Source organism: Variovorax sp. CCNWLW225, assembly GCF_037204045.1.
Lineage (GTDB): Bacteria > Pseudomonadota > Gammaproteobacteria > Burkholderiales > Burkholderiaceae_C > Variovorax.
The window spans coordinates 38,420-60,131 of record NZ_JBBCBV010000022.1 but is presented as its reverse complement, the minus strand read 5'-3'; the positions used below and the strand labels follow the sequence as shown (position 1 = coordinate 60,131).

The 21,712-nt window shown below is 65.8% G+C and carries 24 protein-coding genes; 8 read left to right on the top strand and 16 right to left on the bottom strand.

Annotation, left to right across the window (positions count from 1 at the left end; all coding sequences use genetic code 11):
- Nucleotides 1-4: 4 nt before the first annotated feature.
- From V9L20_RS24315 to V9L20_RS24305, 3 genes are all read right to left on the bottom strand, one after another.
- On the bottom strand, nucleotides 5-883 hold the full coding sequence (locus V9L20_RS24315; RefSeq protein ID WP_337298549.1) for a bile acid:sodium symporter family protein: 879 nt from the start codon (nucleotides 881-883) through the stop codon (nucleotides 5-7).
- A 95-nt stretch (nucleotides 884-978) separates the two neighbouring features.
- The gene (locus tag V9L20_RS24310) at nucleotides 979-1,746 is read right to left on the bottom strand and encodes a class II aldolase/adducin family protein (protein ID WP_337298548.1); all 768 of its coding nucleotides are present in this window, start codon (nucleotides 1,744-1,746) and stop codon (nucleotides 979-981) included.
- Between the two features lie 22 nt (nucleotides 1,747-1,768).
- A complete protein-coding gene (locus V9L20_RS24305) occupies nucleotides 1,769-2,359 on the bottom strand; it encodes an HD domain-containing protein (RefSeq protein WP_337298547.1) in 591 nt (196 codons plus the stop codon).
- A 99-nt stretch (nucleotides 2,360-2,458) separates the two neighbouring features.
- Here V9L20_RS24305 and V9L20_RS24300 point away from each other — a divergent pair, with 99 nt between their 5' ends.
- The gene (locus V9L20_RS24300) at nucleotides 2,459-3,178 is read left to right on the top strand and encodes a Crp/Fnr family transcriptional regulator (RefSeq protein WP_258507067.1); all 720 of its coding nucleotides are present in this window, start codon (nucleotides 2,459-2,461) and stop codon (nucleotides 3,176-3,178) included.
- Between the two features lie 31 nt (nucleotides 3,179-3,209).
- Here V9L20_RS24300 and V9L20_RS24295 read toward each other — a convergent pair whose 3' ends face one another.
- Entirely contained in the window at nucleotides 3,210-4,367 is a 1,158-nt protein-coding gene (locus tag V9L20_RS24295) for an ABC transporter substrate-binding protein (RefSeq protein WP_337298546.1), read from the bottom strand.
- Nucleotides 4,368-4,538: 171 nt separating this feature from the next.
- Here V9L20_RS24295 and V9L20_RS24290 point away from each other — a divergent pair, with 171 nt between their 5' ends.
- The gene (locus tag V9L20_RS24290; RefSeq protein WP_337298545.1) at nucleotides 4,539-5,123 is read left to right on the top strand and encodes a hypothetical protein; all 585 of its coding nucleotides are present in this window, start codon (nucleotides 4,539-4,541) and stop codon (nucleotides 5,121-5,123) included.
- 23 nt (nucleotides 5,124-5,146) lie between these two features.
- Here V9L20_RS24290 and trmB read toward each other — a convergent pair whose 3' ends face one another.
- The 4 genes from trmB to V9L20_RS24270 form a co-directional block, all read right to left on the bottom strand.
- Nucleotides 5,147-5,884 carry a tRNA (guanosine(46)-N7)-methyltransferase TrmB gene (gene trmB, locus V9L20_RS24285; protein WP_258507045.1) on the bottom strand — a complete coding sequence of 246 codons (738 nt, stop codon included), beginning with the start codon at nucleotides 5,882-5,884 and terminating at the stop codon, nucleotides 5,147-5,149.
- Nucleotides 5,884-6,807 (bottom strand): tRNA glutamyl-Q(34) synthetase GluQRS, encoded by a 924-nt coding sequence (gluQRS, locus tag V9L20_RS24280; protein WP_337298544.1) that lies wholly within the window; start codon nucleotides 6,805-6,807, stop codon nucleotides 5,884-5,886. The genes trmB and gluQRS overlap by 1 nt, the downstream gene beginning before the upstream one ends.
- 7 nt (nucleotides 6,808-6,814) lie before the next feature.
- Entirely contained in the window at nucleotides 6,815-7,906 is a 1,092-nt protein-coding gene (locus V9L20_RS24275; RefSeq protein WP_337298543.1) for an NAD(P)/FAD-dependent oxidoreductase, read from the bottom strand.
- 86 nt (nucleotides 7,907-7,992) lie between these two features.
- Complete coding sequence (locus tag V9L20_RS24270; RefSeq protein ID WP_337298542.1) at nucleotides 7,993-8,946, bottom strand: LysR family transcriptional regulator; 954 nt, start codon at nucleotides 8,944-8,946, stop codon at nucleotides 7,993-7,995.
- 177 nt (nucleotides 8,947-9,123) lie between these two features.
- Here V9L20_RS24270 and V9L20_RS24265 point away from each other — a divergent pair, with 177 nt between their 5' ends.
- The 4 genes from V9L20_RS24265 to V9L20_RS24250 all read left to right on the top strand — a co-directional run bounded on the left by V9L20_RS24265 (nucleotide 9,124) and on the right by V9L20_RS24250 (nucleotide 11,915).
- Nucleotides 9,124-9,825, top strand: a complete 702-nt coding sequence (locus V9L20_RS24265) for a pirin family protein (RefSeq protein ID WP_337298541.1) — start codon at nucleotides 9,124-9,126, stop codon at nucleotides 9,823-9,825.
- Nucleotides 9,826-9,908: 83 nt separating this feature from the next.
- Nucleotides 9,909-10,346, top strand: coding sequence for a DoxX family protein (locus tag V9L20_RS24260; protein WP_337298540.1), 438 nt, complete (start codon nucleotides 9,909-9,911; stop codon nucleotides 10,344-10,346).
- Between the two features lie 64 nt (nucleotides 10,347-10,410).
- Complete coding sequence (locus tag V9L20_RS24255; protein ID WP_337298539.1) at nucleotides 10,411-10,962, top strand: flavodoxin family protein; 552 nt, start codon at nucleotides 10,411-10,413, stop codon at nucleotides 10,960-10,962.
- 29 nt (nucleotides 10,963-10,991) lie between these two features.
- Entirely contained in the window at nucleotides 10,992-11,915 is a 924-nt protein-coding gene (locus V9L20_RS24250) for a pirin family protein (RefSeq protein ID WP_337298538.1), read from the top strand.
- Nucleotides 11,916-11,951: 36 nt separating this feature from the next.
- Here the strand turns inward: V9L20_RS24250 and V9L20_RS24245 are convergent, their stop codons facing one another.
- Nucleotides 11,952-12,737, bottom strand: a complete 786-nt coding sequence (locus V9L20_RS24245; RefSeq protein ID WP_337298537.1) for a sulfurtransferase — start codon at nucleotides 12,735-12,737, stop codon at nucleotides 11,952-11,954.
- A 149-nt stretch (nucleotides 12,738-12,886) separates the two neighbouring features.
- Here V9L20_RS24245 and dnaE point away from each other — a divergent pair, with 149 nt between their 5' ends.
- Complete coding sequence (gene dnaE, locus V9L20_RS24240; RefSeq protein WP_337298536.1) at nucleotides 12,887-16,405, top strand: DNA polymerase III subunit alpha; 3,519 nt, start codon at nucleotides 12,887-12,889, stop codon at nucleotides 16,403-16,405.
- A 95-nt stretch (nucleotides 16,406-16,500) separates the two neighbouring features.
- Entirely contained in the window at nucleotides 16,501-16,893 is a 393-nt protein-coding gene (locus V9L20_RS24235; RefSeq protein ID WP_337298535.1) for a YgiW/YdeI family stress tolerance OB fold protein, read from the top strand.
- A gap of 61 nt (nucleotides 16,894-16,954) precedes the next feature.
- Here the strand turns inward: V9L20_RS24235 and V9L20_RS24230 are convergent, their stop codons facing one another.
- The 7 genes from V9L20_RS24230 to ribH are packed head-to-tail and all read right to left on the bottom strand — an operon-like array spanning nucleotide 16,955 to nucleotide 21,711.
- A complete protein-coding gene (locus V9L20_RS24230; RefSeq protein ID WP_337298534.1) occupies nucleotides 16,955-17,887 on the bottom strand; it encodes a cell envelope integrity protein TolA in 933 nt (310 codons plus the stop codon).
- 3 nt (nucleotides 17,888-17,890) lie between these two features.
- Complete coding sequence (locus V9L20_RS24225) at nucleotides 17,891-18,328, bottom strand: ExbD/TolR family protein (protein ID WP_337298533.1); 438 nt, start codon at nucleotides 18,326-18,328, stop codon at nucleotides 17,891-17,893.
- A gap of 15 nt (nucleotides 18,329-18,343) precedes the next feature.
- Complete coding sequence (gene tolQ / locus V9L20_RS24220) at nucleotides 18,344-19,066, bottom strand: protein TolQ (protein WP_126750007.1); 723 nt, start codon at nucleotides 19,064-19,066, stop codon at nucleotides 18,344-18,346.
- Nucleotides 19,063-19,521 carry a YbgC/FadM family acyl-CoA thioesterase gene (locus V9L20_RS24215; RefSeq protein WP_157614416.1) on the bottom strand — a complete coding sequence of 153 codons (459 nt, stop codon included), beginning with the start codon at nucleotides 19,519-19,521 and terminating at the stop codon, nucleotides 19,063-19,065. The genes tolQ and V9L20_RS24215 overlap by 4 nt, the downstream gene beginning before the upstream one ends.
- On the bottom strand, nucleotides 19,518-20,714 hold the full coding sequence (locus tag V9L20_RS24210) for a pyridoxal phosphate-dependent aminotransferase (RefSeq protein WP_337298532.1): 1,197 nt from the start codon (nucleotides 20,712-20,714) through the stop codon (nucleotides 19,518-19,520). Before V9L20_RS24210 ends, V9L20_RS24215 begins: the two co-directional genes overlap by 4 nt.
- The gene (gene nusB / locus V9L20_RS24205) at nucleotides 20,711-21,247 is read right to left on the bottom strand and encodes a transcription antitermination factor NusB (protein WP_126750010.1); all 537 of its coding nucleotides are present in this window, start codon (nucleotides 21,245-21,247) and stop codon (nucleotides 20,711-20,713) included. The genes V9L20_RS24210 and nusB overlap by 4 nt, the downstream gene beginning before the upstream one ends.
- Nucleotides 21,244-21,711, bottom strand: coding sequence for a 6,7-dimethyl-8-ribityllumazine synthase (ribH, locus tag V9L20_RS24200; protein WP_157614414.1), 468 nt, complete (start codon nucleotides 21,709-21,711; stop codon nucleotides 21,244-21,246). Before ribH ends, nusB begins: the two co-directional genes overlap by 4 nt.
- Between the last annotated feature and the right edge of the window lies 1 nt (nucleotide 21,712).

Below are 21,712 nucleotides of genomic sequence, written 5' to 3'. Positions count from 1 at the left end.
CGCATCATCGCGCAGGCACGGCCTCCGGTTGCCGCTTGCGCAGCAGCAACCAGCCGAACAGCGGGGCGGTGATGTACATCACCACCGAATAGATCGCGGCCGGCAGCGCGAGCTGAAAGCTGCCCAGCACGCTCACCGCGATGAAGATGGCCAGGGTGGAGTTGTGGATGCCGATCTCGTAGCTGATGGCGGTGGCAAGCGCCTTGTCCAGGCCCGCGGCCCGGCTCAGGTAGTAGCCCGCCAGCAGGCTCAGCAGGTTGAACAGCAGCACCGGCAGGCCGATTTCGGCGAAGGTGGCCGTGATGGTCTTCCATTCGTTGGCAATGGCCAGCACCGTGACCACCGCAAGCACTACGGCACTGAAGATCTTGGTCGGCTTTTCCATGCGCGCCGCGAAGCCGGGCTTGCGCGATGCCACGAACATGCCGATGGCCACCGGCACCAGCACGATGGCGATCACCTCCACCAGCTTGCGCGTTTGCAGCGGCACCACCTGGCCGCTCTGCGCGAAATGGTTGATGGCCCAGTTGGCGATAAGCGGCAGCGTGACGATCGACAGCAGCGTGTTCACGGCCGTGAGCGAGATGTTCATGGCCACGTTGCCGCCGAACAGGTGCGAGAACAGGTTGGCCGAAATGCCGCCCGGCGAAGCCGCGAGCAGCATGAGCCCGATGGCGAACACCGGCGACAGACCGAAGCCGACGATGATGGCGTAGCAGGCCAGCGGCAGGCCGATGACCTGCAGCACGAGCGCAATGGTCACCGCCTTGGGGTGCTTGAAAAGCCGTCGAAAGTCTTCCAGCGAGAGCGAAAGCCCGAGCCCGAACATCACCAGCGCCAGTGCGCCGAACAGAAACCGGGTCACGATGAGCGTAGCATCCATGCTTGTTGTCTCCTCTTCTTGCTTCTTCTAAAAAAATGGCTGCCGGCACCTGTCGCGCAGGCGCTGGCAGCCGTGCAAACCGTAATCGGCGCGTCTTATTGCTTGTAGCTGTCGTCGATGCGGTCGAGCTTGCGAATGAGCGAAGGCCAGACGAACTGCCCGCCCAGGCCGCCCGTCTGCACCTTCATCGCCTGGCCCACGCCTTCGACGATCTTCGGGTTCACCTGCGTGAGTTCGCCGCCGCCCGACTGCGCTGCAATCTGGATCTGGCAAGTGTTCTCGAAGGTGTACATCGAAAGGAACGCGTCTGCAATGGTCTTGCCGCAAGTCAGCAGGCCGTGGTTGCGCAGCATCAGGAAATTGGCATTGCCCATGTCGGCCTGCAGGCGCGGCTTTTCGTCGTCGCGGAAGGCCACGCCTTCGTAGTCGTGATAGGCGAGAGAGGCCAGCACGAAGGTCGATTGCTGGCTGATGGGCAGCACGCCGTTTTTCTGCGCGCTCACGGCGATGCCGGCCTTGGTGTGGGTGTGCAGCACGCACTGAATGTCTTCGCGCGCGGCATGCACCGCGCTGTGGATCACGAAGCCGGCCGGATTGACGGGGTAGGGCGACTCGATGATCTTGTTGCACTGCTGGTCGACCTTGACCAGGCTCGACGCGGTGATTTCGTCGAACATCAGGCCGTAGGGATTGATGAGGAAGTGGTGCTCGGGCCCCGGAATGCGCGCGCTGATGTGCGTGAACACCAGGTCGCTCCAGCCGTAGAGCGCCACCAGGCGGTAGCAGGCGGCAAGGTCGACGCGCAGCTGCCACTCTTCGGCGGACACGAGCTTCTGGATTTCGGATTGGGTGTTTGCGTTCATGGGGGTGTTCCTTTGTCGGGTGTCAGGCGGCGGCCGGCTCTTTCATTGCGGCCTTGTAGATGCTCTGCTTGGGTTGCGCCATCAGGCGCTGCAGCATGGGTTCGAATTCGCTGATGGGCAGCGTCTCGGCCTTGGGGTCGAAGGCCGGGTTGTCGTACAGCGCGCAGAACTCGGCCGTGCGCTCGTAGTGCGGGTGGTTCCTGAAGTTGTCGCGCATGTCGCGGTCCAGGCCGATGTGGTGAAAGAAGTAGTGGCCCTGGAAGATGCCGTGGTGCTGCACCATCCAGTGGTTGGCCTCGCTCACGAAGGGCTTGAGGATTGCGGCTGCAATGTCGGGGTGGTTGAAGCTGCCGAGCGTGTCGCCGATGTCGTGCAGCAGCGCGCACACCACGTATTCCTCGTCGCGGCCGTCGCGCAGCGCGCGGGTCGCGGTTTGCAGCGAATGGGTGTAGCGGTCGACCGGAAAGCCGCCGTAGTCGCCTTCGAGGATCTGCAAGTGCCTGATCACGCGCGCGGGCAGGCCGCCTGCAAATTGCCTGAACTCGCCGCCGATCAGTTGCCAGTCTTCGCGCGTGCTCTGCTGCATGCTGGTGAAACTCGCCCGTTCGCTCATCTTGTGGTCTCCATTCTTGTGGGGTGCCGGCCACTGTAGACCCGTGCTTGACGTGCAACTGTCAAGGATTTGACAATGCAGGGGTCTGGAAAACCCCCGATGCCTGCTCCCAAGCCGCGCCTTTCCGCTTCGCACCTGGCTGCGATGGAGCGCAATCCGTGGTTCACGAGCATTCCGCGGCCGCAGCGCGAGGCCCTGCTTGGCGCGGCCGAACTCATTCATTTGCGGCGCGGTGCCATGGTGTTTCGCCAGGGCGATCCGGTGCATGCGGCAGGCGGCGGCTTCTATGGCCTGGTGGCCGGCACCATCAAGATATCGTCGCTGCGGCAGGACGGGCGCGAGGCCATCCTTGCGGTGCTCGAGGCCGGCAACTGGTTTGGCGAGATCACGCTGCTCGACGGCTCGCCGCGCACGCACGATGCCACTGCGCTGGAGCCGCTCGATCTGCTGGTGGTGCCGCCCGAGGCTTTCGCCCAGCAGATGCGCGACGTTGTCTTTGCCAACGCCATTGCCATGATGCTGGCCGCAAGGGTGCGCATGCTCTACGGGCTGACCGAAGATGCCACGCTGCGCAGCCTGCGCGCACGCGTGGCGCACCGCCTGCTGGTGCTGGCGCGCGGCGATGCCACGCAATCGGTGCAATTGCGCCGCACGCTGATGCTGCCGCAGGAAGCGCTGGCCATGATGCTCGGCGTCACGCGCCAGACGCTCTCGAAGGAGCTCAACGCGCTGGCGCGCGACGAGGTGATTTCGCTGAGCTACGGGCGCATCGAGCTTCTTTCGGTCGATGCGCTGCAGGCGCTGGTGCGCAGCGGCTAGCCCGGCGCATTCAGCGCGTGTTCAGGCGTATTCAGCGCAAGACGCGGCCGTCCGCCGAGATGCTGATCAGGTCGATGTTTCGCGAGGGATCGCGCAGGCCGGGCCGCAGATTGATGCGGAAGCCGCCCACGTCGTAGTCGGTCATGGCCGTCATCACGCGCTGCAGGCTGGCAGTGGTAAAGCTGCGGCCCGCGCGCCGCACCGCTTCGCCCACCACCTTGGCGGCAATGAACCCTTCCAGGCCTTCGTACGAAGGCGTCTGGTCGGAGTTGTCGACGGCGGCGCGGTATTCCTTGACGATGGGAATGGCCGAAGGCCGGGGCGACGGCACCACCTGCGAGATGACGATGCCGCCGATGTCCTTGCCGAGTTCGGCGTAGAGCGGGTCGATGCCCACGATCGAGAAGGCCATGAAGCTGCCCGTGTAGCCGCTCTTGCGCAGCTTGCGGATGGCGTTGGCCGTGGTGCCAGAGAGCGACACCAGCACGATGGCCTGTGGCGTCTGCTGCAGCACGGTCTTGAGCGCTGCGTCGAGCTTGTCGCCACCCATGGGAACCATGGCCGTGGCCACCAGCGGCGGCACCTTGAGCTCGGTGACGGCCTGCTGCACGGCGGCCAGGCCCGCGCGGCCCATGGCGTCGTCGTCGCCCACCAGCGCGATGCGCGTCTGCCCCACGGTGGCGCACTGGCGCACGATCTTCAGGGCTTCGTCGATCATGCCGGGGCGCACATGAAACACATTGGGATGGCTCGCCTCGCGCAGCGAATCGGCTGCGGCAAAGGGCGCGAACAGCAGGTTGCCCTGCTGCGCGGCAACACTGGCGCCGGCATCGCTGCTCGCGGTGCCCACAAAGCCGAACAGCATGTCGGCCTTGTCCGCGCCCAGCAGCGTGCGGGCGTTGGCTGCGGCACGGGTGGCGTCGTAGCCGTCGTCGAGTTGCAGCAGCTTGAGCTGGAGCCCGCTGGCCGCGTTGCGCTCGTTGAACTCGCCCACGGCCAGCCGGCTGCCGGCCGCAAAGGCCAGGCCGATCTCGCCGGCCGCGCCCGTCAGCGGCACCGACTGGCCCAGCAGCACGACACGCGCGCCGGCGGCCGCCTTGGTGGATTGCGAGAGCGCGGGGAGAGAAAGGCCGCCGCCCAGCAGCAGTGCGCCGGACGTCTTCAGTACTTGCCTGCGAGAGCTGTTCATTTGCCACCCTTTGTCAAAACTAGTAAAAAAGTGTAGCAATTTCGGTGCCTGCCGGGAAGGGAGCTGACCCGCGGTGAAGCCGGCATTCACCTGGGCGATCTGCTTGCGATACTCCAGCTCCAGGGGTTCATTCCCTTTTCCGTTCATCAGACGCATTACGTTTCCCCTGCCGTGGACAAAGCCTACAAATCAATCTGGGTTGCGCAAGTGAAGGCCGGCATGCGCGGGCATCTTCCTTCGTTCAGCAGCGTCACGGTGCCGAAGGAGCACCCGGATCGTGGAATCTTCGTCGGCACGATGTTGTACCGAAACGCAGTGCGACCCGGCCTGGTGGTCTGGCTCGAATGGCAGCCGGGACAGGGCGTGGAGCGCTGCTTCAATGTGCGCCTGGGATGGAGTCCGTCGGTAGAGCGGCTTCCGTGTCTTCAGGGGCACGATCGAAGAATTTATTCGCTTCGGGGGCCGGATTCGATGTTTGAAGCTGCCGCTCTCGATCTGGAGCAGATAGAAGGCAAGTCCGCGATCGGCCACCTGCCGATTGCCAGTCCTTGGGACCAGCTGCTGGCCGTCAAGGCGACTGCTCCGAAGGCGCACATGGATGCAGCCATTCAGAAAGCCTATGGCGAGTCGCTTGCGCTCAGCGACGAGGAGAGGACGGTTGCAGTGTCCCGCGCGGTCACCGACGCGTTCGATCGTGTGCAGGCGGTGCTGCCGCGGTTCCTGTCAGCCGCGGCAATCGGAGAAAGTGCCGCCTGAGACCTGGGTCCGCCGGCAACGCCTCAGGCGCGCCGGAAGACCAGGTCCCATACGCCGTGGCCCAGCTTGAGGCCGCGGTTCTCGAACTTGGTTAGCGGCCTGTACTCCGGCTTGGGCGCATAGGCGTCGGCCGTGTTGCGCAGCAGAGGTTCCGCCGAGAGCACTTCGAGCATCTGCTCGGCGTAAGGCTGCCAGTCCGTGGCGCAATGGATGTAGCCGCCCGGGCGCAGGTGCTCGGCAAGTTTCTTCACGAACTCGGGCTGGATCAGCCGGCGCTTGTTGTGGCGCTTCTTGTGCCACGGGTCGGGAAAGAACACATGCACGCCGGCCAGTGAATCGGGCTGCAGCATGTGGTCGAGCACGTCGACCGCGTCGTGCGCGCAAATGCGGATGTTGCTGATCGACTGCTCGCCGATGCGCTTGAGCAGTGCGCCCACGCCGGGCTCATGCACTTCGCAGCAAAGAAAGTTGGTCTCGGGCATCACCGTGGCAATGTGCGCGGTGGCTTCGCCCATGCCGAAGCCGATTTCGAGCACTGTAGGCGCGGCGCGGCCGCCGAAGGCCGCCGTCAGGTCGAGCGGTTCGGGCTTGTAGGGCAAGAGGAAGAGCGGGCCCAGTTCGGCAAAGGCGCGGGCCTGGCCTTCGGTGGTGCGGCCGGCGCGCTTCACGAAGCTCTTGAGGCGGCGGTGCAGCGGATGCGGTTGGTCGGCCGCGTCGTCGCTCGGCGGGGAATCGTTGGGCACGGTGTCGGGAAAGGTCATTACGGGCGGGAATTGTAGAGACCGCTCCATTCGGGCACCCAACCGGCCAGTGCCGCGGCGCATGAGCCGCCTTGCGCTGCGCCCAGGCCGAGCACACGCGCGGCGGCCTCGAGCGAGGCCAACGCGGCCGCGGGCGTGGCGGTGTCGATGGGGGTGGCGCCGTTCTGCTTGGAGAGCTTGTCGCCATCGGCGCCGCGCACCAGTGGCGTATGCAGGTAGCTGGGCGTCGGCACGCCGAGCGCGCGTTGCAGCAAGACTTGGCGCGCGGTGTTGTCTGCCAGGTCTTCGCCGCGCACGACGTCGGTCACGCCTTGCTCCGCGTCGTCGACGATCACTGCGAGTTGATAGGCCCACGGGCCGTCGGCGCGGCGCAGCACGAAATCGCCGACCGCGCGGCTGACGTGCTGGCACTGGCGGCCAAGGCGGCGGTCGGTCCAGCAGAGCTCGCCTGACGGAAGCGCCGGTTGTTGGGCTTCGAATTTTTCAGTGGCAAAGCGCCACGCCCGCGCGGGCTTGCCATGCAGGCCATTGCGGCAAGTACCGGGATAGACCCGCTCTCCATGTCGCGTGTGCGGCCGGCCGAGCCGGACCAGCGCCTCGTCGATGTCCTTGCGCGAACAGCCGCAGGGATAGGCGAGGCCGAGGGCCTGCAGCTTCGCAAGCGCCGCTTCGTAGTGCGCGGTGCGCTGTGTCTGCCAGACGGGCGCTTCGTCCGGCAGCAGGGCGCAGTCGGCCAGTTGCCGGAGGATGTGTTCGCCCATGCCGGGCAGGCAACGCTCGGTGTCCGCGTCTTCGATGCGGATCAGCCACCGTGCCTGCGGGCCGCCGGCGCGCACGTCGAGCCAGCTCGCAAGCGCGGCAACCAGCGAGCCGGCGTGCAGCGGGCCGGTGGGCGAGGGCGCGAAACGGCCGGTCTCACGCATCCTCGGATCAGATCACTGCAAGCGCCAGCGAGAGGCCCGAGAGGAACGCGTCTTCCACCCGGTGGCCGGTGCACCAGTCGCCCGCCACGCCGATGCGGGCCTTGGCGTCCCACAGGTGGCTCTTGCCCACGGGGACTTGCGTCTGGGCTTCGGTCCAGCACCGTGCCTGGGCGTGCGTGGGCGCGGCATGGATGCCGGTGATCTCGGAGAAAGCGCGCAGCAGCTTGGCTTCGACGCGCGCGGCATCGTCGCGCAGGTGTTCTTGCGACCAGGCGGCGCTGGCTTGCAGCGTCCAGCGCTCGACGCGTTCGCGTCCGGGCTTGGACGACTCGCGCGCGAGCCACGCCACGCGGTGGTGCGTGCTGCGCGCCGCATTCCATTGCGGGCCGAGGTGCGACATGTTGGCCTGGTTGGCCTGCGGAAAGGCAATCATCAGCGTCCAGCAGGGCGCGATGCGCACGGGCTCGATCTTCTGGCTGATGCTGGCCGAGAGCTTGCCGTCGCCCATGAGCGCACGCGCGCGCGAGGGCGGCACGGCGAGCAGCACGGCGTCGAAGCCCGAGTACACATGCTGCGAATCGTCCGCACCCGCGGTGCGCAGTTGCCAGCGCTTCGGGTCGAGCGCGTCGGGTTCGATCTGCGTGACCTGCGTGCCGGTCACGAGGTTGCCGCCCAGCGGCGCGGCCCAGTAGGCCACCAGGGCATCCATGCCGGGCTGGGCGACCCAGTGCGATTCGCGACCCGGCAATGCTGCTTCGGCCACGCGGCCGTGCGCATCGAGCACGCGCACGAGGTTGGCGCTCCATGGGCGGCAAAGGCTGGGCGTCGCTTCGAGCGCCAGCGCAAAGCGGGCATCGCGCACGGTGAAATATTGGGCGCCGCTGTCGAAGCGGCCGAAGGCGGTGTCGATGCTCGCCATGCGCCCGCCGGGCGCGGCCTCGCGTTCGAAGACAGTGACCTTGTGGCCGGCCTGCACCAGTGTGCGTGCGCAGGCCACGCCGGCAATGCCGGCGCCCACGACGGCGTAGTGGCGCGAGGCGGCGGGGGTTCGGTGGCGGTCGGTGGCCTTTGCCTTCTTGGCAGTTGCGCGAGTGGTCATGAGGGACTCTTTTCTTGTGTACGGGAAACGATGGATGTGGTCGCACTCTACAACGGTCTGGGAGCGGGGCCTCCGACCAGGCGGCCTTAGCGGCCGCGGTGCCGCTCGAGCAGCGCGCGCCGCGTGGCCTCGTGGTCGAACTGCGCTAGCCACCATTCGAGCGCGCGCCCCGGCCCGCCCGCGCTGCGCACGCGCCAGGCGCAATGCATGGTCGCGAGCGGCGGCTGGCGTTCGGTTTTTCGCTCGACGAGGTGTCCGGCTTCGATGTAGGGACGCGCCATGGGCTCGGGCAGAAAGCCGCCGCCAAGGCCGTGCAGTTGCGCGTTCAGCTTGGCATGCATGCTCGGCACCGTGAGCACGTCTTGTCCGCCGACGAGGTTGACCGTCATGCTGGGCCCGCTGCGCACCGAGTCGGCGGCGGCCACTGCACGGTGCTGGCGCAGCACCGCGTCGGTCAACGGCTCGGGCAGGCGCGCGAGCGGATGGTGCGGCGCCACGGCATACACAAAGCACAGCTCGCCGATCGGCCGGCTGCGGATGCCGGTGGCGGTGAAGGCCAGGCTTGCCGCGTCGAGCACGGCGCCGATGGCGAGGTCGGCCTCGCCGCTGGTCAACGCTTCGATGGTGCCGAGCAGCGTTTCATCGCGCAGCTTGAGCCGGGTGGGTGGGTTCAGCGCGAAGAAGGCCGTGGCCAGGTCGAGCAGCGGATCGCGTGCAATCACGCTGTCGACCGCGATGGTGAGCATCGGCTCCCAGCCGGTGGCAACGCGCTTCACGCGGTTGGCCACGGCATCGATCTCGCCCAGCAGCCGCGCCGCCTCGCGCAGCAGTTCGGCGCCCGCTTCGGTAATGCGGGCTTGGCGCGCGCTGCGGTCGAACAGCAGAACGTCGAGCGCGTCTTCGATCTGGCGCACGCGGTAGCTCAGCGCGCTGGGCACCAGGTTGAGCGCGCGCGCCGCGCCCGCAAAGCTGCCCGTGCTGGCCACGGTCTGGAGCATGGAAAGCGCGTCGGGGGTCAGTACGTCTCTGGCGCTGGGCATTTCGGGTCCATTGGATGCTCGGTTGATTGATCAAATAATTTGAATGATGCCATCAAAAGCCGGCGCTTTTGAGGGAGGGGTGCGGACCTAAAGTTCTTCACATCCGCTGCGCATCCGGCGCGGCATACGAAAGAAGGCCCGGGCATCTCCACGGAGCAGGGCCGAAGGAGTTTGACGATGTTGCAAGTCCGTAAATCACAGGAACGCGGTTATGCCGACCATGGCTGGCTGCGCTCGTTCCACAGCTTTTCTTTTGCCGGCTACTACGACCCGGCCCACATGGGCTTCGGCAACCTGCGGGTGATCAACGAAGACCGCGTGGCCGCCGGCGCCGGCTTCGGCACCCATGGCCACAAGGACATGGAAATCATCAGCTATGTGCTTTCGGGCGAACTGGCGCACAAGGACAGCATGGGCAACGTGGAATCCATTCCACCGGGCGACGTGCAGCGCATGAGCGCGGGCCGCGGCGTGATGCACAGCGAGTTCAACCACAAGGCCGACGAGACCACGCACTTCCTGCAGATCTGGATCGAACCGAACGTGCGCGGCATTGCGCCCGGCTACGAGCAGAAGAAATTCAGCAATGACGAAAAGCGCGGCAAGCTGCGCCTGGTGGCCTCGCCCGACGGTGCCGATGGCTCGGTGACGGTGCACGCCGATGCGCGCCTGTTTGTAGGCCTGCTCGACGGCGACGAAGAAGCCAGCCTGGCGCTCGATCCGCAGCGCAAGAGCTATGTGCACCTGGTGCGCGGCGAGCTCGAAGTCAACGGCCAGAAGCTGTCGGGCGGCGACGCCGCGATGCTGCAAGGCGAATCGCAACTGACGCTCGGCGCCGGCAAGGATGCCGAAGTGCTGGTGTTCGACCTGGCCGCCTGAGACCCGGCGGCCTGAGCAGGCGCGCTCTTTGCTCCTGCTTCTATTCTTTCAATTTCAACTTTCAACAACCGAGGAGTTTCATCATGACAACCACCGCAATCAACGCAACCGCCACCAACAATCCCACCGCCGCGCAGGACACCCTGGCGCTGGTCGGCCGCATCTTGCTGGCGCTGCTTTTCGTGCCCGCGGGCTTCAGCAAGCTCATGGGCTTTGCGGGCACCGTGGGGTACATCTCGTCCGTCGGCGCGCCGCTGCCGCAGGTTGCTGCGGTCATCGCAATCGTCGTGGAACTGGGCCTTGGCCTGATGCTGCTCGTCGGCTTCAAGACCCGCCTTGCGGCCGTGGTGCTGGCGGTGTTTACCGTGGCGGCATCGGTGCTGTTCCACAATTACTGGAGCATGCCTGCGGACAAGGCCTTCGTGAACCAGCTGATGTTCTTCAAGAACATTGCCATTTCCGGCGGTTTGCTCGCCTTTGTTGCCTTCGGTGCCGGCCGTTTCAGCATCGACAGGAAGTAAGCAGGCTTTTGCCCTTGCTCGTTCGCATCAACGACCATCGCCATCACTTCAGGAGAATCAACCCATGCCAAACATCGTTGTCGTCTTTCATTCCGGCTACGGCCACACCCAGCGCATCGCCCAGGCGGTTGCCGAGGGAGCCAGCGCGCAGCTGCTTGCCATTGATGCGGACGGCAACCTGCCTGAAGGCGGTTGGGAAACGCTGGCCGCGGCGGACGCCATCGTCATGGGCTCGCCGACCTACATGGGCGGCGTGAGCTGGCAGTTCAAGAAGTTTGCCGATGCATCGTCGAAGGTGTGGTTCACGCAGGGCTGGAAAGACAAGCTCTTTGCGGGCTTCACCAACAGCGCCACCATGAACGGCGACAAGGTCACGACCATGGCCTACCTGTGGACGCTCGCCATGCAGCACAGCGGCCTCTGGGTGAGCATGGGCATCCTGCCGACCAACAACAAGGCCGCCACGCGCGATTCGATGAACTACGTGGGCGGCTATGGCGGCCTGCTCACGCAGTCGCCGTCTGACGCGAGCCCGGCCGAGATGTTCAAGGGCGACTTCGATACGGCCCGGGCGTTTGGAGAACGCGTCGCCGAAGTGGCAAGATCGCGCGGGTAAAAAAACCCAGTCCACCACGGAGCTACCCAATGACCGATACCGCCGCACAGACCCAACTGCTTCAACCGCACGACAAGGACCTGGGCGGTGGCTTCAAGGTGCGGCGCCTGCTGCCGGCGGCGCAGCGCCGATCGGTCGGGCCGTTCGTGTTCTTCGACCACTTCGGTCCGGCCACCGAGCAGCCCGGTGCCGAGCACGACGTGCGGCCGCATCCGCACATCGGCCTTTCCACGGTCACCTATCTTTTCGAGGGCGCGATGATGCATCGCGACAGCCTTGGGAGCGTGCAGGAAATTTTGCCCGGCGCCATCAACTGGATGACGGCGGGCCGCGGCATCGTGCACTCCGAGCGCAAGCCCGAGCGGCTCAAGGCCGATACCTACGTGAACCATGGCCTGCAGCTTTGGGCGGCCTTGCCGCAGGCGCATGAAGAGGTCGAGCCGAGCTTCGAGCACACGCCGGCCAGCGCCATTCCCGAGCTTGCGGAGCAGGGCGCGCAAGTGCGCGTGCTGGTGGGCGAGGCTTTTGGAAAGCGCTCACCGGTCAAGACGCTGTCGCAGACGCTCTACCTCGACGTCGCGCTGCCCGCTGGCGGCCGCTTCGAACTGCCCGCGCTGGCACCTGAGTTGGCCATCTACGCCGTCGAAGCCGATGCGCGCATCAATGGCGAGACCATTGCGGCGCATACGATGGTTGTCCTGCCGGACGGCCAAGGTGCTGTGCTCAGCGCCGACACGGCGGTGCGTTTGATGGTGATCGGCGGCGAGCCGCTCGACGGCCCGCGCTACATCACCTGGAACTTCGTCTCCAGCCGGCGCGAGCGCATTCTGGAGGCGGGCTCCGACTGGGCCGCCCAGCGCATGGGCCATGTGCCCGGTGAGACCGAATTCATTCCGCTGCCGGGCAAGCCGTTCGGCGTGCGCGAGCCGGACGTCGGCACCACGCCGGTCTGACGAGCCCGCGGCGACGAAGGCCCCGCGCCTCGGAGCTCAGTTCTTGCGTTCCAGGTCGGGATCTTCGGCCGCGCGCGCGCTGGCATCGGCCGCGCGTGCGCTCAGGTCCGGCGCGAGCGCGCGCCGGCCGTCGAACACGAAGCAGTCGCCGTGATAGTGCGCACCGCCGACCTCTTCGAAATATTTCAGGATGCCGCCTTCGAGCTGCAGCACGTTCTCGATGCCTTCCTCGCGCATGAGGATGGCGGCTTTTTCGCAGCGGATACCGCCTGTGCAGAAGCTCACCACCGTCTTGCCCACGAAATCGGCGCGGTGCGCTTTCAGTGCGGGCGGGAATTCGGTGAACTTGGTGATGCGCCAGTCGATTGCGCCGTCGAAGGTGCCTTCGTCGACCTCGAAATCGTTGCGCGTGTCGAGCAGTGCGATTTCTCGGCCCTCGTCGTCGTGGCCTTGGTCGAGCCAGCGCTTGAGCGTGAGGGCATCGACTCCTGGCGCCCGGCCGGCTGCCGGCTGGATGGCGGGATGGTCCATGCGGATGATCTCGCGCTTGAGCTTCACCAGCATGCGGCGGAAGGGCTGCGTGGCCGACCAGCTTTCCTTGGTTTCGAGGTCTGCAAAGCGCGGATCGGCGCGCAGGCTGGCTACAAAGTTGTGGACGGCGTCGGCTGCGCCTGCCAAAAACAGGTTGATGCCCTCCGGGGCCAGCAGGATGGTGCCCATGAGGCCCAGCGCCTGGGCGCGCCCGCGCAGGTCTTCACGCAGCACGGGGCTGTCGTCGATGGCTACGAACTTGTAGGCCGCAATATTCAAAATCTCTTGCACGGGGCGGAATTGTAGGTGCCGCCGGGCCGCCCCAAGGCACCGAGCCTCCCCCTCGGGGGGTGGCGAAGCACACGAAGTGGCAAGCCGGGGGGCTCAATTTAGGGGATTGCCAACCCACATCGTGGAGTGCCGGTTTCTACAATGGGAGGATGTTTGTTCACCTGCGCCTGCACACCGAGTTTTCCGTCGTCGACGGCACCAACCGAATCGATGAAGTCGTCAAGGCCGCCGCTGCCGACAAGCAGCCCGCACTGGCCATTACCGACCTGAACAACCTGTTCGGGGCGATCAAGTTCTACAAGCAGGGGCGCAGCAAGGGTGTCAAACCGGTCATCGGCGCCGAAATTTTCGTCGAGGGGTTGGGCAAGGAGCCCGGCGTGCTCACGCGCATCGTGCTGCTGGTGCAGAACATGGAAGGCTACCTGCACCTTTCCGAGTTGCTGGCGCGTGCCTGGACGCAGAACGTGGGCCGGGGCCAGTCCCAGGCCGCCTGCAAGCTCGAATGGCTCGAAGAACTGCAGGGCGGGCTGATTGCGCTTTCGGGCGCGCAAGCCGGCCCGCTGGGCGCACCGCTCTTGCAAGGGCAGGAAGAACGCGCCGCCGAACTGGCGCTGAAGTTGGCGGGCATGTTCCCGCACCGCTTCTACATCGAGTTGCAACGCGCGGGCCGACCCGAGGACGAGCCGCATGTGATTGCCGCCGTGAAACTCGCCGCGCGGCTGCGCCTGCCCGTGGTTGCCACGCACCCCGTGCAGTTTGCTGAACGCCAGGACTACGAAGCGCACGAGGCGCGCGTCTGCATCTCGGAAGGTGAAATCCTGGGCAACCCGCGCCGGGTGCGCAAGTTCACCGAGGAGCAGTACTTCAAGTCGAGCGCCGAGATGGAGGCGCTCTTTGCCGACGTGCCGAGCGCGCTTGCCAACACGGTCGAGATTGCCAAGCGCTGCAACCTGACGCTGGTGCTCGGCAAGCCGCAGCTGCCCGATTTTCCGACACCCTTCATCAGCGAAGGCGTGCGCATGCCGATCGACGAGTTCTTCCGCCAGGAGTCCTTCGCGGGGCTCGAGGAGCGGCTGGTGCACCTGTATCCAGACCCCGCCAAGCGAGATGCGGAGCGGCCGCGCTATGTGGAGCGGCTGGAGTTCGAGATCAACACCATCTTGAACATGGGGTTCCCGGGCTACTTTTTGATCGTGGGCGACTTCATCAAGTGGGCCAAGAACAACGGCTGCCCGGTGGGCCCGGGCCGGGGCTCGGGCGCGGGCTCGCTGGTGGCCTATGCGCTGAAGATCACCGATCTCGATCCGCTCGAATACAAGCTGCTGTTCGAACGTTTCCTGAACCCCGAGCGCGTCTCGATGCCCGACTTCGACATCGACTTCTGCCAGGGCAACCGCGACCGCGTGATCGACTACGTCAAGGACAAGTACGGCCGCGACGCGGTGAGCCAGATTGCCACCTTCGGAACGATGGCCGCGCGCGCCGCCATTCGCGACGTGGGCCGCGTGCTGGACATGAGCTACATGTTCTGCGACGGGATCAGCAAGCTCATTCCGAACAAGCCGGGCCAGCCGGTCACGATTCAGTATCCGCCGAGCCCGAAGGTCGAGGGCGACAAGAACAACTACGCCATCGAGATGGAGCCGCAGCTCGCGGCGCGCATCGAGAAGGAAGAAGAAGTGCGCATGCTGGTCGAGCTTGCGCAAAAGCTCGAAGGCATGACCCGCAACATCGGCATGCACGCGGGCGGCGTGCTGATTGCGCCCGGCAAGCTCACCGACTTTTGCCCGCTGTACCAGCAGCCCGGCAGCGACTCGGCCGTGAGCCAGTACGACAAGGACGACGTGGAGGCCATCGGCCTCGTGAAGTTCGACTTTCTGGGCCTTGCCACGCTCACCATTCTCGAGATTGCCAAAGAGTTCATCGTCAAGCGCCACAAGGGGCAGGAGAACTTCGCGTACGAGAACATCAGGCTGGACGACCGCGAGACCTACAAGCTGTTTTCCGAGGGCAAGACGGAAGCGGTGTTCCAGTTTGAAAGCCGCGGCATGCAGGGCATGCTGAAGGACGCACGGCCCACGCGTTTGGAAGACCTGATTGCGCTCAACGCGCTGTACCGGCCGGGCCCGATGGACCTGATTCCGAGCTTCGTGGCGCGCAAGCACGGCCGCGAAGAGGTGGAGTACCCGCACCCGGCCGTGGCCGAGATGCTCTCCGAGACCTACGGGATCATGGTCTACCAGGAGCAGGTGATGCAGACCGCGCAGATCCTGGGCGGCTACTCGCTTGGCGGCGCCGACCTGCTGCGCCGCGCCATGGGCAAGAAAAAGCTCGAGGAGATGGCCGAGCACCGCGAAAAATTCCGCGCGGGCGCGCTCAAGACCCACGGCATTCCGCAGGACAAGGCCGACGAGATCTTCGACTTGATGGAGAAGTTCGCGGGCTACGGCTTCAACAAGTCGCATGCCGCCGCGTATTCGCTGCTGGCGTACCACACGGGCTGGCTCAAGGTCCATTACACGGCCGAGTTCTTCTGCGCCAACATGACCGTGGAAATGGACGACACCGACAAGCTCAAGGTGTTGTTCGAAGATGCGCAGAAAAACTTCGGCATTACCTTCGAGCCGCCGGACGTGAACCGCGGCAACTACCGCTTCGAGCCGGTTACCGACAAGGTGATTCGCTACGGACTGGGTGCCGTCAAGGGCACGGGCCAGCTGGCGGTTGAAGCCATTGTTCGGGCGCGCGAAGAGGGCGGCCCGTTCAAGAGCCTGTTCGACTTTTGCGTGCGCATCGACCGCCAGCGCATCAACAAGCGCACGGTCGAGGCGCTCATCAAGGCCGGTGCGTTCGACGCCATCCAGCAGAACCGCGCTTCGCTCATTGCCTCGGTCGACCGCGCCTTCGAATTTGCGGTGGCCACCGAGGCCAACGCGGCGCAGGTCGACATCTTCGGCGACAGCGAGCACGGCTCGGCCACGCAGGAGCCCGAACTGGTCGACGCCACGCCCTGGGGCGTGAAGGAGCGGCTCACCTACGAGAAAACGGCTGTGGGCTTCTACCTCTCGGGCCATCTGTTCGACGAGGTGTCGCACGAGGTGCGGCGCTTCTGCAAGCGCGAGATCGGCGACCTGATGGACACCCGCGAGCAGCAGGTGATTGCGGGCATCGTGAGCGACTTCCGCGTGATCAACGGCCAGCGCGGTCGCCTGGCGATCTTCAAGCTCGACGACAAGTCGGACTCCATCGACGCGACCGCCGACGAGGCGCTGATCAACGCGAACCGCAACACGCTGAAGGACGACGAGCTGGTGATCGTGAGCGGGCGGCTGCAGCCGGGCCGCGGCGGTTTCGAAGCGCGCTTCCAGGTGCAGCAGGTGTGGGACCTGGCCACGGCGCGCTGCCGCTTCGGCAAATTCCTGCGTGTGGCGGTCAACGGCAAGGCGCCGGACATCGCGCGCCTGGTGAAAGACTTTCCGCCGCGCACCGAGCAAAGCGAACACGGCGACCTGGTGCAGGGGCTGCCGGTGCGCCTCTCGATGGCGCGGGGCGGCGCACAGGTCGAACTGCAGCTTGGCGAGCGCGCCAAGTTCTTCCCGACCGACGCCGCGCTGGCAAGCTGGACGGCGCAGGCCGAAGCCGGCAAAGCCTCGGTCGTCTACGAGTGAGTTAGCGGCGCCGGATGTTCCCCCAGGGAACATTCGGGCGCCGCGGCTGTCCATCTGGTTCTTCTCAACCAGGCCTTCAAAGGAGGACAGATCGAATGGCCCATAGCAAGACCGAGACCCTGAAGAAAACCACGCTGGCCATCGGCGTGTCACTCGTGCTGGCGCTGCCCTTGTCGCCCGCACTTGCGCAGTACGCAGGCCCGAGCACCGTGCAGACGATGACCGTCAAGCAACTGCTCGACACCGGCAAGGACGACCAGCACGCCACGCTGCGCGGCTTCATCGTTTCGCACGACGGCGGCGAGCACTACACCTTTGCCGACGACACCGGCCGCATGAAGGTGGAGATCGACGCCAAGCACTTTCCGCCGGGCGTGAAGATAGACGACAAGGTGCGTGTCGAGATTTCGGGCGAGTTCGACAAGGACCTCGTGGGCAACAAGGCCGAGCTCGACGTCAAACGGCTGAGCGTCGCGGCGGCCAAGTAAAGAGCGCCAGCGCTTTCGCTGCCTTCGGCACGCGAGCACCGAAGGCAGCGGAATCTCAACCTTAGCGCTTGGGCCGTAGCGAGACGATCAGCGACGGGAAGATGCGCCCGTCCGTGTCGCGCGGCAGCTTGTCGGTCTTGCGCAGGCCGCGTTCGGCGGCTTCGTCCCAGCTGGGCAGTCCGCTCGATCGGGTCAGCTTGACGCCGACGATGGTTCCGTCGGGTGCCAGATTGACTTCGAATTCGGCGGCCGGATTGCCATTGACCGTTTCCGCATCGGGGAAGGTGATGTTCGGGCGAACGGCCGCGGCGATGCGCCCTGCATAGCCGCTCGAAGGCCCGGACGAACGCAGGGCGGTGCCCTTGGAATCGTCGCTGCCGCTCGCGCCCGCGAGGCCTTGCATGCGCTTGAGCGTTGCGGCGCGGTCGGCCGCGGCCTGCTTGGCTGCCGCTTCCTGCTGCTGTTTCTTCGCTTCGGCCTGCTTGGCCTCGGCTTCCTGCTGCTTCTTCTGCTGCTCGGCGAGCTTTTGCTGCTGGGCCTTCTTGCGCTCGGCCTCGTCTTCGGCGCGCTGCTTGGCTTCGAGCTCTTTCTTGCGCTGCTGTTGCTGGCGCTCGAGCTCGCGCTCCTTCTGCTCTTTTTCTTCCTTGAGCTTTTTCTCGCGCTCGAGCGCAATGTCCGGCGCGCGCGGCGGCGGGGCGGGCTCGGGAGCCTTCACCTGGGGTGGAGGAGGAGGCGGCGGCGGAGGAGCCGGGGGCGGTGGTGCGGGAGCGGGCGTGGGCGCCTGCGGTGCGGACAGGCGCGGCGCGGCCTGCTGCACCGTGGAAGACCACAGCTCCGCGTCGACCGCGCCTTCGTCGGCGTCGCTGCGCCAGCGCACTCCCCACGTCAGCGCCGCAATCAGGAGCGCATGCGCGACCAATGCAAGCAGCACCGCGCGCGGCGTGCCGCGCTGCGGCGGTGGTGCGAACTCGGGGCGATCCAGGGCGAGCGACATGCCTTATTTGCCGCCCGTGGTGGTGACGGACAGGCCCACGCGCTCGATGCCGCTGCGCTTGAGCTGGTTCATCGCCTTCACGACGGTTTCGTACTTGACGGTCTTGTCGGCGCTGATGACCACGGGGCGCTGGTCGTCGCCGCCCTGGGCGGTCTTGGCCGCGGAGCCGATCTGGGTCATGGGAACGGACGTGCCGCCGCTGCCGGCGGACGGGTCTTTCTTGATCTGCACTTCGTCATCGCTCTTGATGACGATCTCGATGGGCTTGTCGGGCTGCTTGTTGGCACGGTCGACCGAGGGCAGGTTGATCACGCTCGGCGTGATGAGCGGCGCCGTGACCATGAAGATGATCAGCAGCACCAGCATCACGTCGATGAACGGGACCATGTTGATCTCGTTGATCGTGCGGCGGCCTCGGCCCCGGGATGAAACGGCGGGCATGCGCTGGGCCTCCGTTCAGCGGTTGCCCGGAGTCGCCGAAGCTGCCGTCGCGCTCGCGGCCGGGTGGGCCGAGAGGTTGCGCTGCAGAATGTTCGAGAACTCCTCGATGTAGGTCTCGAGCGCAATGGCGATCTTGTCGATCTCGCGCGCGAAGCGGTTGTAGCCCACCACCGCGGGAATGGCGGCGAACAGGCCGATGGCCGTGGCCACCAGTGCCTCGGCAATGCCGGGAGCCACCGTGGCCAGCGTCACCTGGGCCAGCGCGGCCAGGCCGGTGAAGGCATGCATGATCCCCCAGACCGTGCCGAAAAGACCGACGTAGGGCGATACCGAACCCACGGTGGCCAGGAACGAGAGGTTCTGTTCGGCCGCGTCGAGTTCGCGCTGGAAGCTCGCTCGCATGGCGCGGCGGGCGCCGTCCAGCAGCGTGCTGGCATCGCTCACGTGGCGTTCGCGCAGCTTCTGGTATTCGCGCATGCCCGAAGCGAAGATGCGCTCCATGGGGCCGGCGAACTTGGCGTTCTGCGCGGCCGAGGCAAACAGCTCGTTCAGGCTGGTGCCCGACCAGAACTCGCGTTCGAAGTCGTCGTTCAGCGCCCGCATGCGACGCAGCGCGAAGTACTTGCGGATGATCGCGGCCCAGCTGGCAATCGAAACGATCACGAGCAGCAGCACGACCAGTTGGACCACGAAACTCGCGTGGAGGAGGAGATTGATGATCGAGAGGTCTTGGTTCATGGCTTGAAAGGTTGAGTCATGGAGCCGCCGGAGCGCTCGAGGGTTCCCGAAACTTGGGTCGGTATGCGCGCGGGGCGCAATGTGGTGGCGTCCACCCAGCCGATGCGGATGGTGCCTTCGCACAGAAGGACGGGCGCCGGGGCGCCTGTTCGCTCTTGCTCTGTTTTTGATAGCACCTGCTGACCGATTATCAACGACGCCGTACCCATTTGTCGGAGATCGGCTGTAACCAGCAGTTCGTCGTCGAGCCGGGAGGGGCGATGGTATTTGAGCTGGGTTTCGCTCACCACGAACTGGCCGCCGGTTTCCTCTCGGAGCTTTCGCTGCTCCACGCCCAGCGAGCGCAGCCATTCGGTGCGGCCGCGCTCCATGAACTTGAGGTAGTTGGCATAGAACACGATGCCGCCGGCGTCGGTGTCCTCCCAATACACGCGGATCGGAAACGCGTAGCTCATCGGGCCGGGTTCGCGATCATGGCCCGCAGGCGTTCGATGGATTCCTCGAGATGCGCCATCGAACTGGCGGTAGAAAAGCGCACGAATTTGCCGGTTTCGGCGGTGCCGAAATCGCGGCCGGGCGTCACGGCCACATGGGCGCGCTTCATGGTTTCGAAGGCGAAATCCCAACTGCCCGAAATGCCGAGCTTCTCGGCCACGCTGGTGCAGTCGGCCCAAGCGTAGAAGGCACCATCGGGCACCACCGGCACGCTGAGGCCCAGCGCATCGAGCTGCGGAATGAACCAGTCGCGGCGCGCCTTGAACTCGGCGCGGCGGCGTTCGTATTCGGCAATGCTCGCATCCTCGAAGCAGGCCAGCGCCGCATATTGCGACACGGTGCTGGGGCAGATGAAGAGGTTTTGCGCCAGCCGCTCGACCACCGGCACCAGCGCTTCGGGCACCACCAGCCAGCCAAGGCGCCAGCCGGTCATGTTGAAGTACTTGCTGAAGCTGTTGATGCTGATGACGTTGTCGTCGATGGCCAACGCCGTCTGCCCGAAGGCATCGTCGTATGAGAGCCCGAGGTAGATTTCGTCGATCAGCGTGATGCCGCCGCGCTGCGACACAACGTTGTGGATGCGGCGCAGCTCGTCGGGCGCAATCGAGGTGCCCGTGGGGTTGGAAGGCGAGGCGAGCAGCACGCCGCGCGTCTTGTCGGTCCACGCGGCTTCGACCTTGGCGGCGGTGAGCTGAAACCGCTCGTCGGCCGTGGTCGGGATCATCACCGCGGTGCCATCCGCGGCGCTCACGAAATGGCGGTTGCAGGGGTAGCTCGGGTCGGGCAGCAGGATCTCGTCGCCGGACTCGATGAGCGCCAGGCAGGCCAGCTGCAGCGCGGCCGACGCGCCGGCCGTCACCACGATGCGGCGTGCCGGTACGTCGACGCCGAAGCGCTGCGCATACCAGCCGCTGATGCGCTCGCGCAGATGGTCGAGCCCGGTGGCCTGCGTGTACTGCGTGGCGCCGGCACGCACCGCGCGTGCAGCGGCTTCCTGCACCAGCGGCGGCGCGGTGAAGTCGGGCTCGCCGATGTTCAGGAAGATCATCGGCCGGTCGGTATGCGCCACCTCGCGCGCCAGCACGCCGGCGGCCTTGGCAACCTCCATCACATAGAACGGTTCGATGCGCTGCGCGCGCTTGGAAATTCTCACGTCCTGGCCTTGCCGGAAGTGCGGTCGGCCTCCACCTCGGCCGCGCGCAGTTGCGGCGCCAGGCCGTTGAGCACGGCGTTCACGTATTTGTGGCCGTCGGTGCCGCCGAATTCCTTGGCAAGCTCGATGCACTCGTTGAGCACCACGCGCCATGGCACGTCGAGGCAGTGCTGAAACTCGTACACGCCGATCCACATCACGGCGTGCTCGATGGGCGATATTTCTTCGAACTTGCGATCCAGCAGCGGGCGAATCAGCGCGTCGAGCTGCTCCGCGCCTTCGATGGCACCGTGCAGCAGCGCGTCGTAATGCGCGGCGTCGGCCTTGTGGAAGCCCGCGAGGTCGCGCGTGAACTGGTCGATGGCGGCGGCGTCGTTGCGGCCCACCAGGTGCTGGTAGAGCGCCTGCAACGCAAATTCGCGTGCGCGGCTGCGGTTCGACTTGGCCGAAGCCTTGCGTGCGCCGGTGCTGGTGAGGCCCGTGCGCGCCTGGCGCGGCTTGGCGCCTGCTGTCTTGTTGTTGTCTTCGGTCATTTGAGGGAGGCCAGCAATTGCGCCATCTCGACAGCCACCTGGGCCGCATCGCGGCCCTTGTCGGTCTGGCGGGCAATGGCTTGCTCCATGTTTTCGGTCGTGAGGATCGCGTTGGCGATGGGAATGCGATGGTCGAGCGCAATGCGGCTCACGCTCGCCCCGGATTCGTTGGCAACCAGTTCGAAGTGGTAGGTTTCACCGCGGATGATGCAGCCCAGCGCCACAAGCGCGTGGTAGCCGCCGCGCACCGCCATGGCCTGCAGGGCCACGGGCACTTCGAGCGCGCCGGGGACCTGCACATGATGGATGTCGTCCGCCGCCACGCCGAGCTTTTCGAGCTCGGCCAGGCAGGCCGCGGCCAGCGCGTCCGTGATGTCGGCGTTGAAGCGTGCCTGGACGATGCCGATGCGCAGCCCTTTTCCGTCGAGCGGCTTTGCATCCGCTCCCTTGTTTGCACCTTGCATG

Coding starts and splice junctions, on each gene's coding strand:
- V9L20_RS24315 (WP_337298549.1), bottom strand. CDS start 883: ATGGATGCTACGCTCATCGTGACCCGGTTTCTGTTCGGCGCACTGGCG.
- V9L20_RS24310 (WP_337298548.1), bottom strand. CDS start 1,746: ATGAACGCAAACACCCAATCCGAAATCCAGAAGCTCGTGTCCGCCGAA.
- V9L20_RS24305 (WP_337298547.1), bottom strand. CDS start 2,359: ATGAGCGAACGGGCGAGTTTCACCAGCATGCAGCAGAGCACGCGCGAA.
- V9L20_RS24300 (WP_258507067.1), top strand. CDS start 2,459: ATGCCTGCTCCCAAGCCGCGCCTTTCCGCTTCGCACCTGGCTGCGATG.
- V9L20_RS24295 (WP_337298546.1), bottom strand. CDS start 4,367: ATGAACAGCTCTCGCAGGCAAGTACTGAAGACGTCCGGCGCACTGCTG.
- trmB (WP_258507045.1), bottom strand. CDS start 5,884: ATGACCTTTCCCGACACCGTGCCCAACGATTCCCCGCCGAGCGACGAC.
- gluQRS (WP_337298544.1), bottom strand. CDS start 6,807: ATGCGTGAGACCGGCCGTTTCGCGCCCTCGCCCACCGGCCCGCTGCAC.
- V9L20_RS24275 (WP_337298543.1), bottom strand. CDS start 7,906: ATGACCACTCGCGCAACTGCCAAGAAGGCAAAGGCCACCGACCGCCAC.
- V9L20_RS24270 (WP_337298542.1), bottom strand. CDS start 8,946: ATGCCCAGCGCCAGAGACGTACTGACCCCCGACGCGCTTTCCATGCTC.
- V9L20_RS24265 (WP_337298541.1), top strand. CDS start 9,124: ATGTTGCAAGTCCGTAAATCACAGGAACGCGGTTATGCCGACCATGGC.
- V9L20_RS24260 (WP_337298540.1), top strand. CDS start 9,909: ATGACAACCACCGCAATCAACGCAACCGCCACCAACAATCCCACCGCC.
- V9L20_RS24255 (WP_337298539.1), top strand. CDS start 10,411: ATGCCAAACATCGTTGTCGTCTTTCATTCCGGCTACGGCCACACCCAG.
- V9L20_RS24250 (WP_337298538.1), top strand. CDS start 10,992: ATGACCGATACCGCCGCACAGACCCAACTGCTTCAACCGCACGACAAG.
- dnaE (WP_337298536.1), top strand. CDS start 12,887: ATGTTTGTTCACCTGCGCCTGCACACCGAGTTTTCCGTCGTCGACGGC.
- V9L20_RS24235 (WP_337298535.1), top strand. CDS start 16,501: ATGGCCCATAGCAAGACCGAGACCCTGAAGAAAACCACGCTGGCCATC.
- V9L20_RS24230 (WP_337298534.1), bottom strand. CDS start 17,887: ATGTCGCTCGCCCTGGATCGCCCCGAGTTCGCACCACCGCCGCAGCGC.
- V9L20_RS24225 (WP_337298533.1), bottom strand. CDS start 18,328: ATGCCCGCCGTTTCATCCCGGGGCCGAGGCCGCCGCACGATCAACGAG.
- tolQ (WP_126750007.1), bottom strand. CDS start 19,066: ATGAACCAAGACCTCTCGATCATCAATCTCCTCCTCCACGCGAGTTTC.
- V9L20_RS24215 (WP_157614416.1), bottom strand. CDS start 19,521: ATGAGCTACGCGTTTCCGATCCGCGTGTATTGGGAGGACACCGACGCC.
- nusB (WP_126750010.1), bottom strand. CDS start 21,247: ATGACCGAAGACAACAACAAGACAGCAGGCGCCAAGCCGCGCCAGGCG.
- ribH (WP_157614414.1), bottom strand. CDS start 21,711: ATGCAAGGTGCAAACAAGGGAGCGGATGCAAAGCCGCTCGACGGAAAA.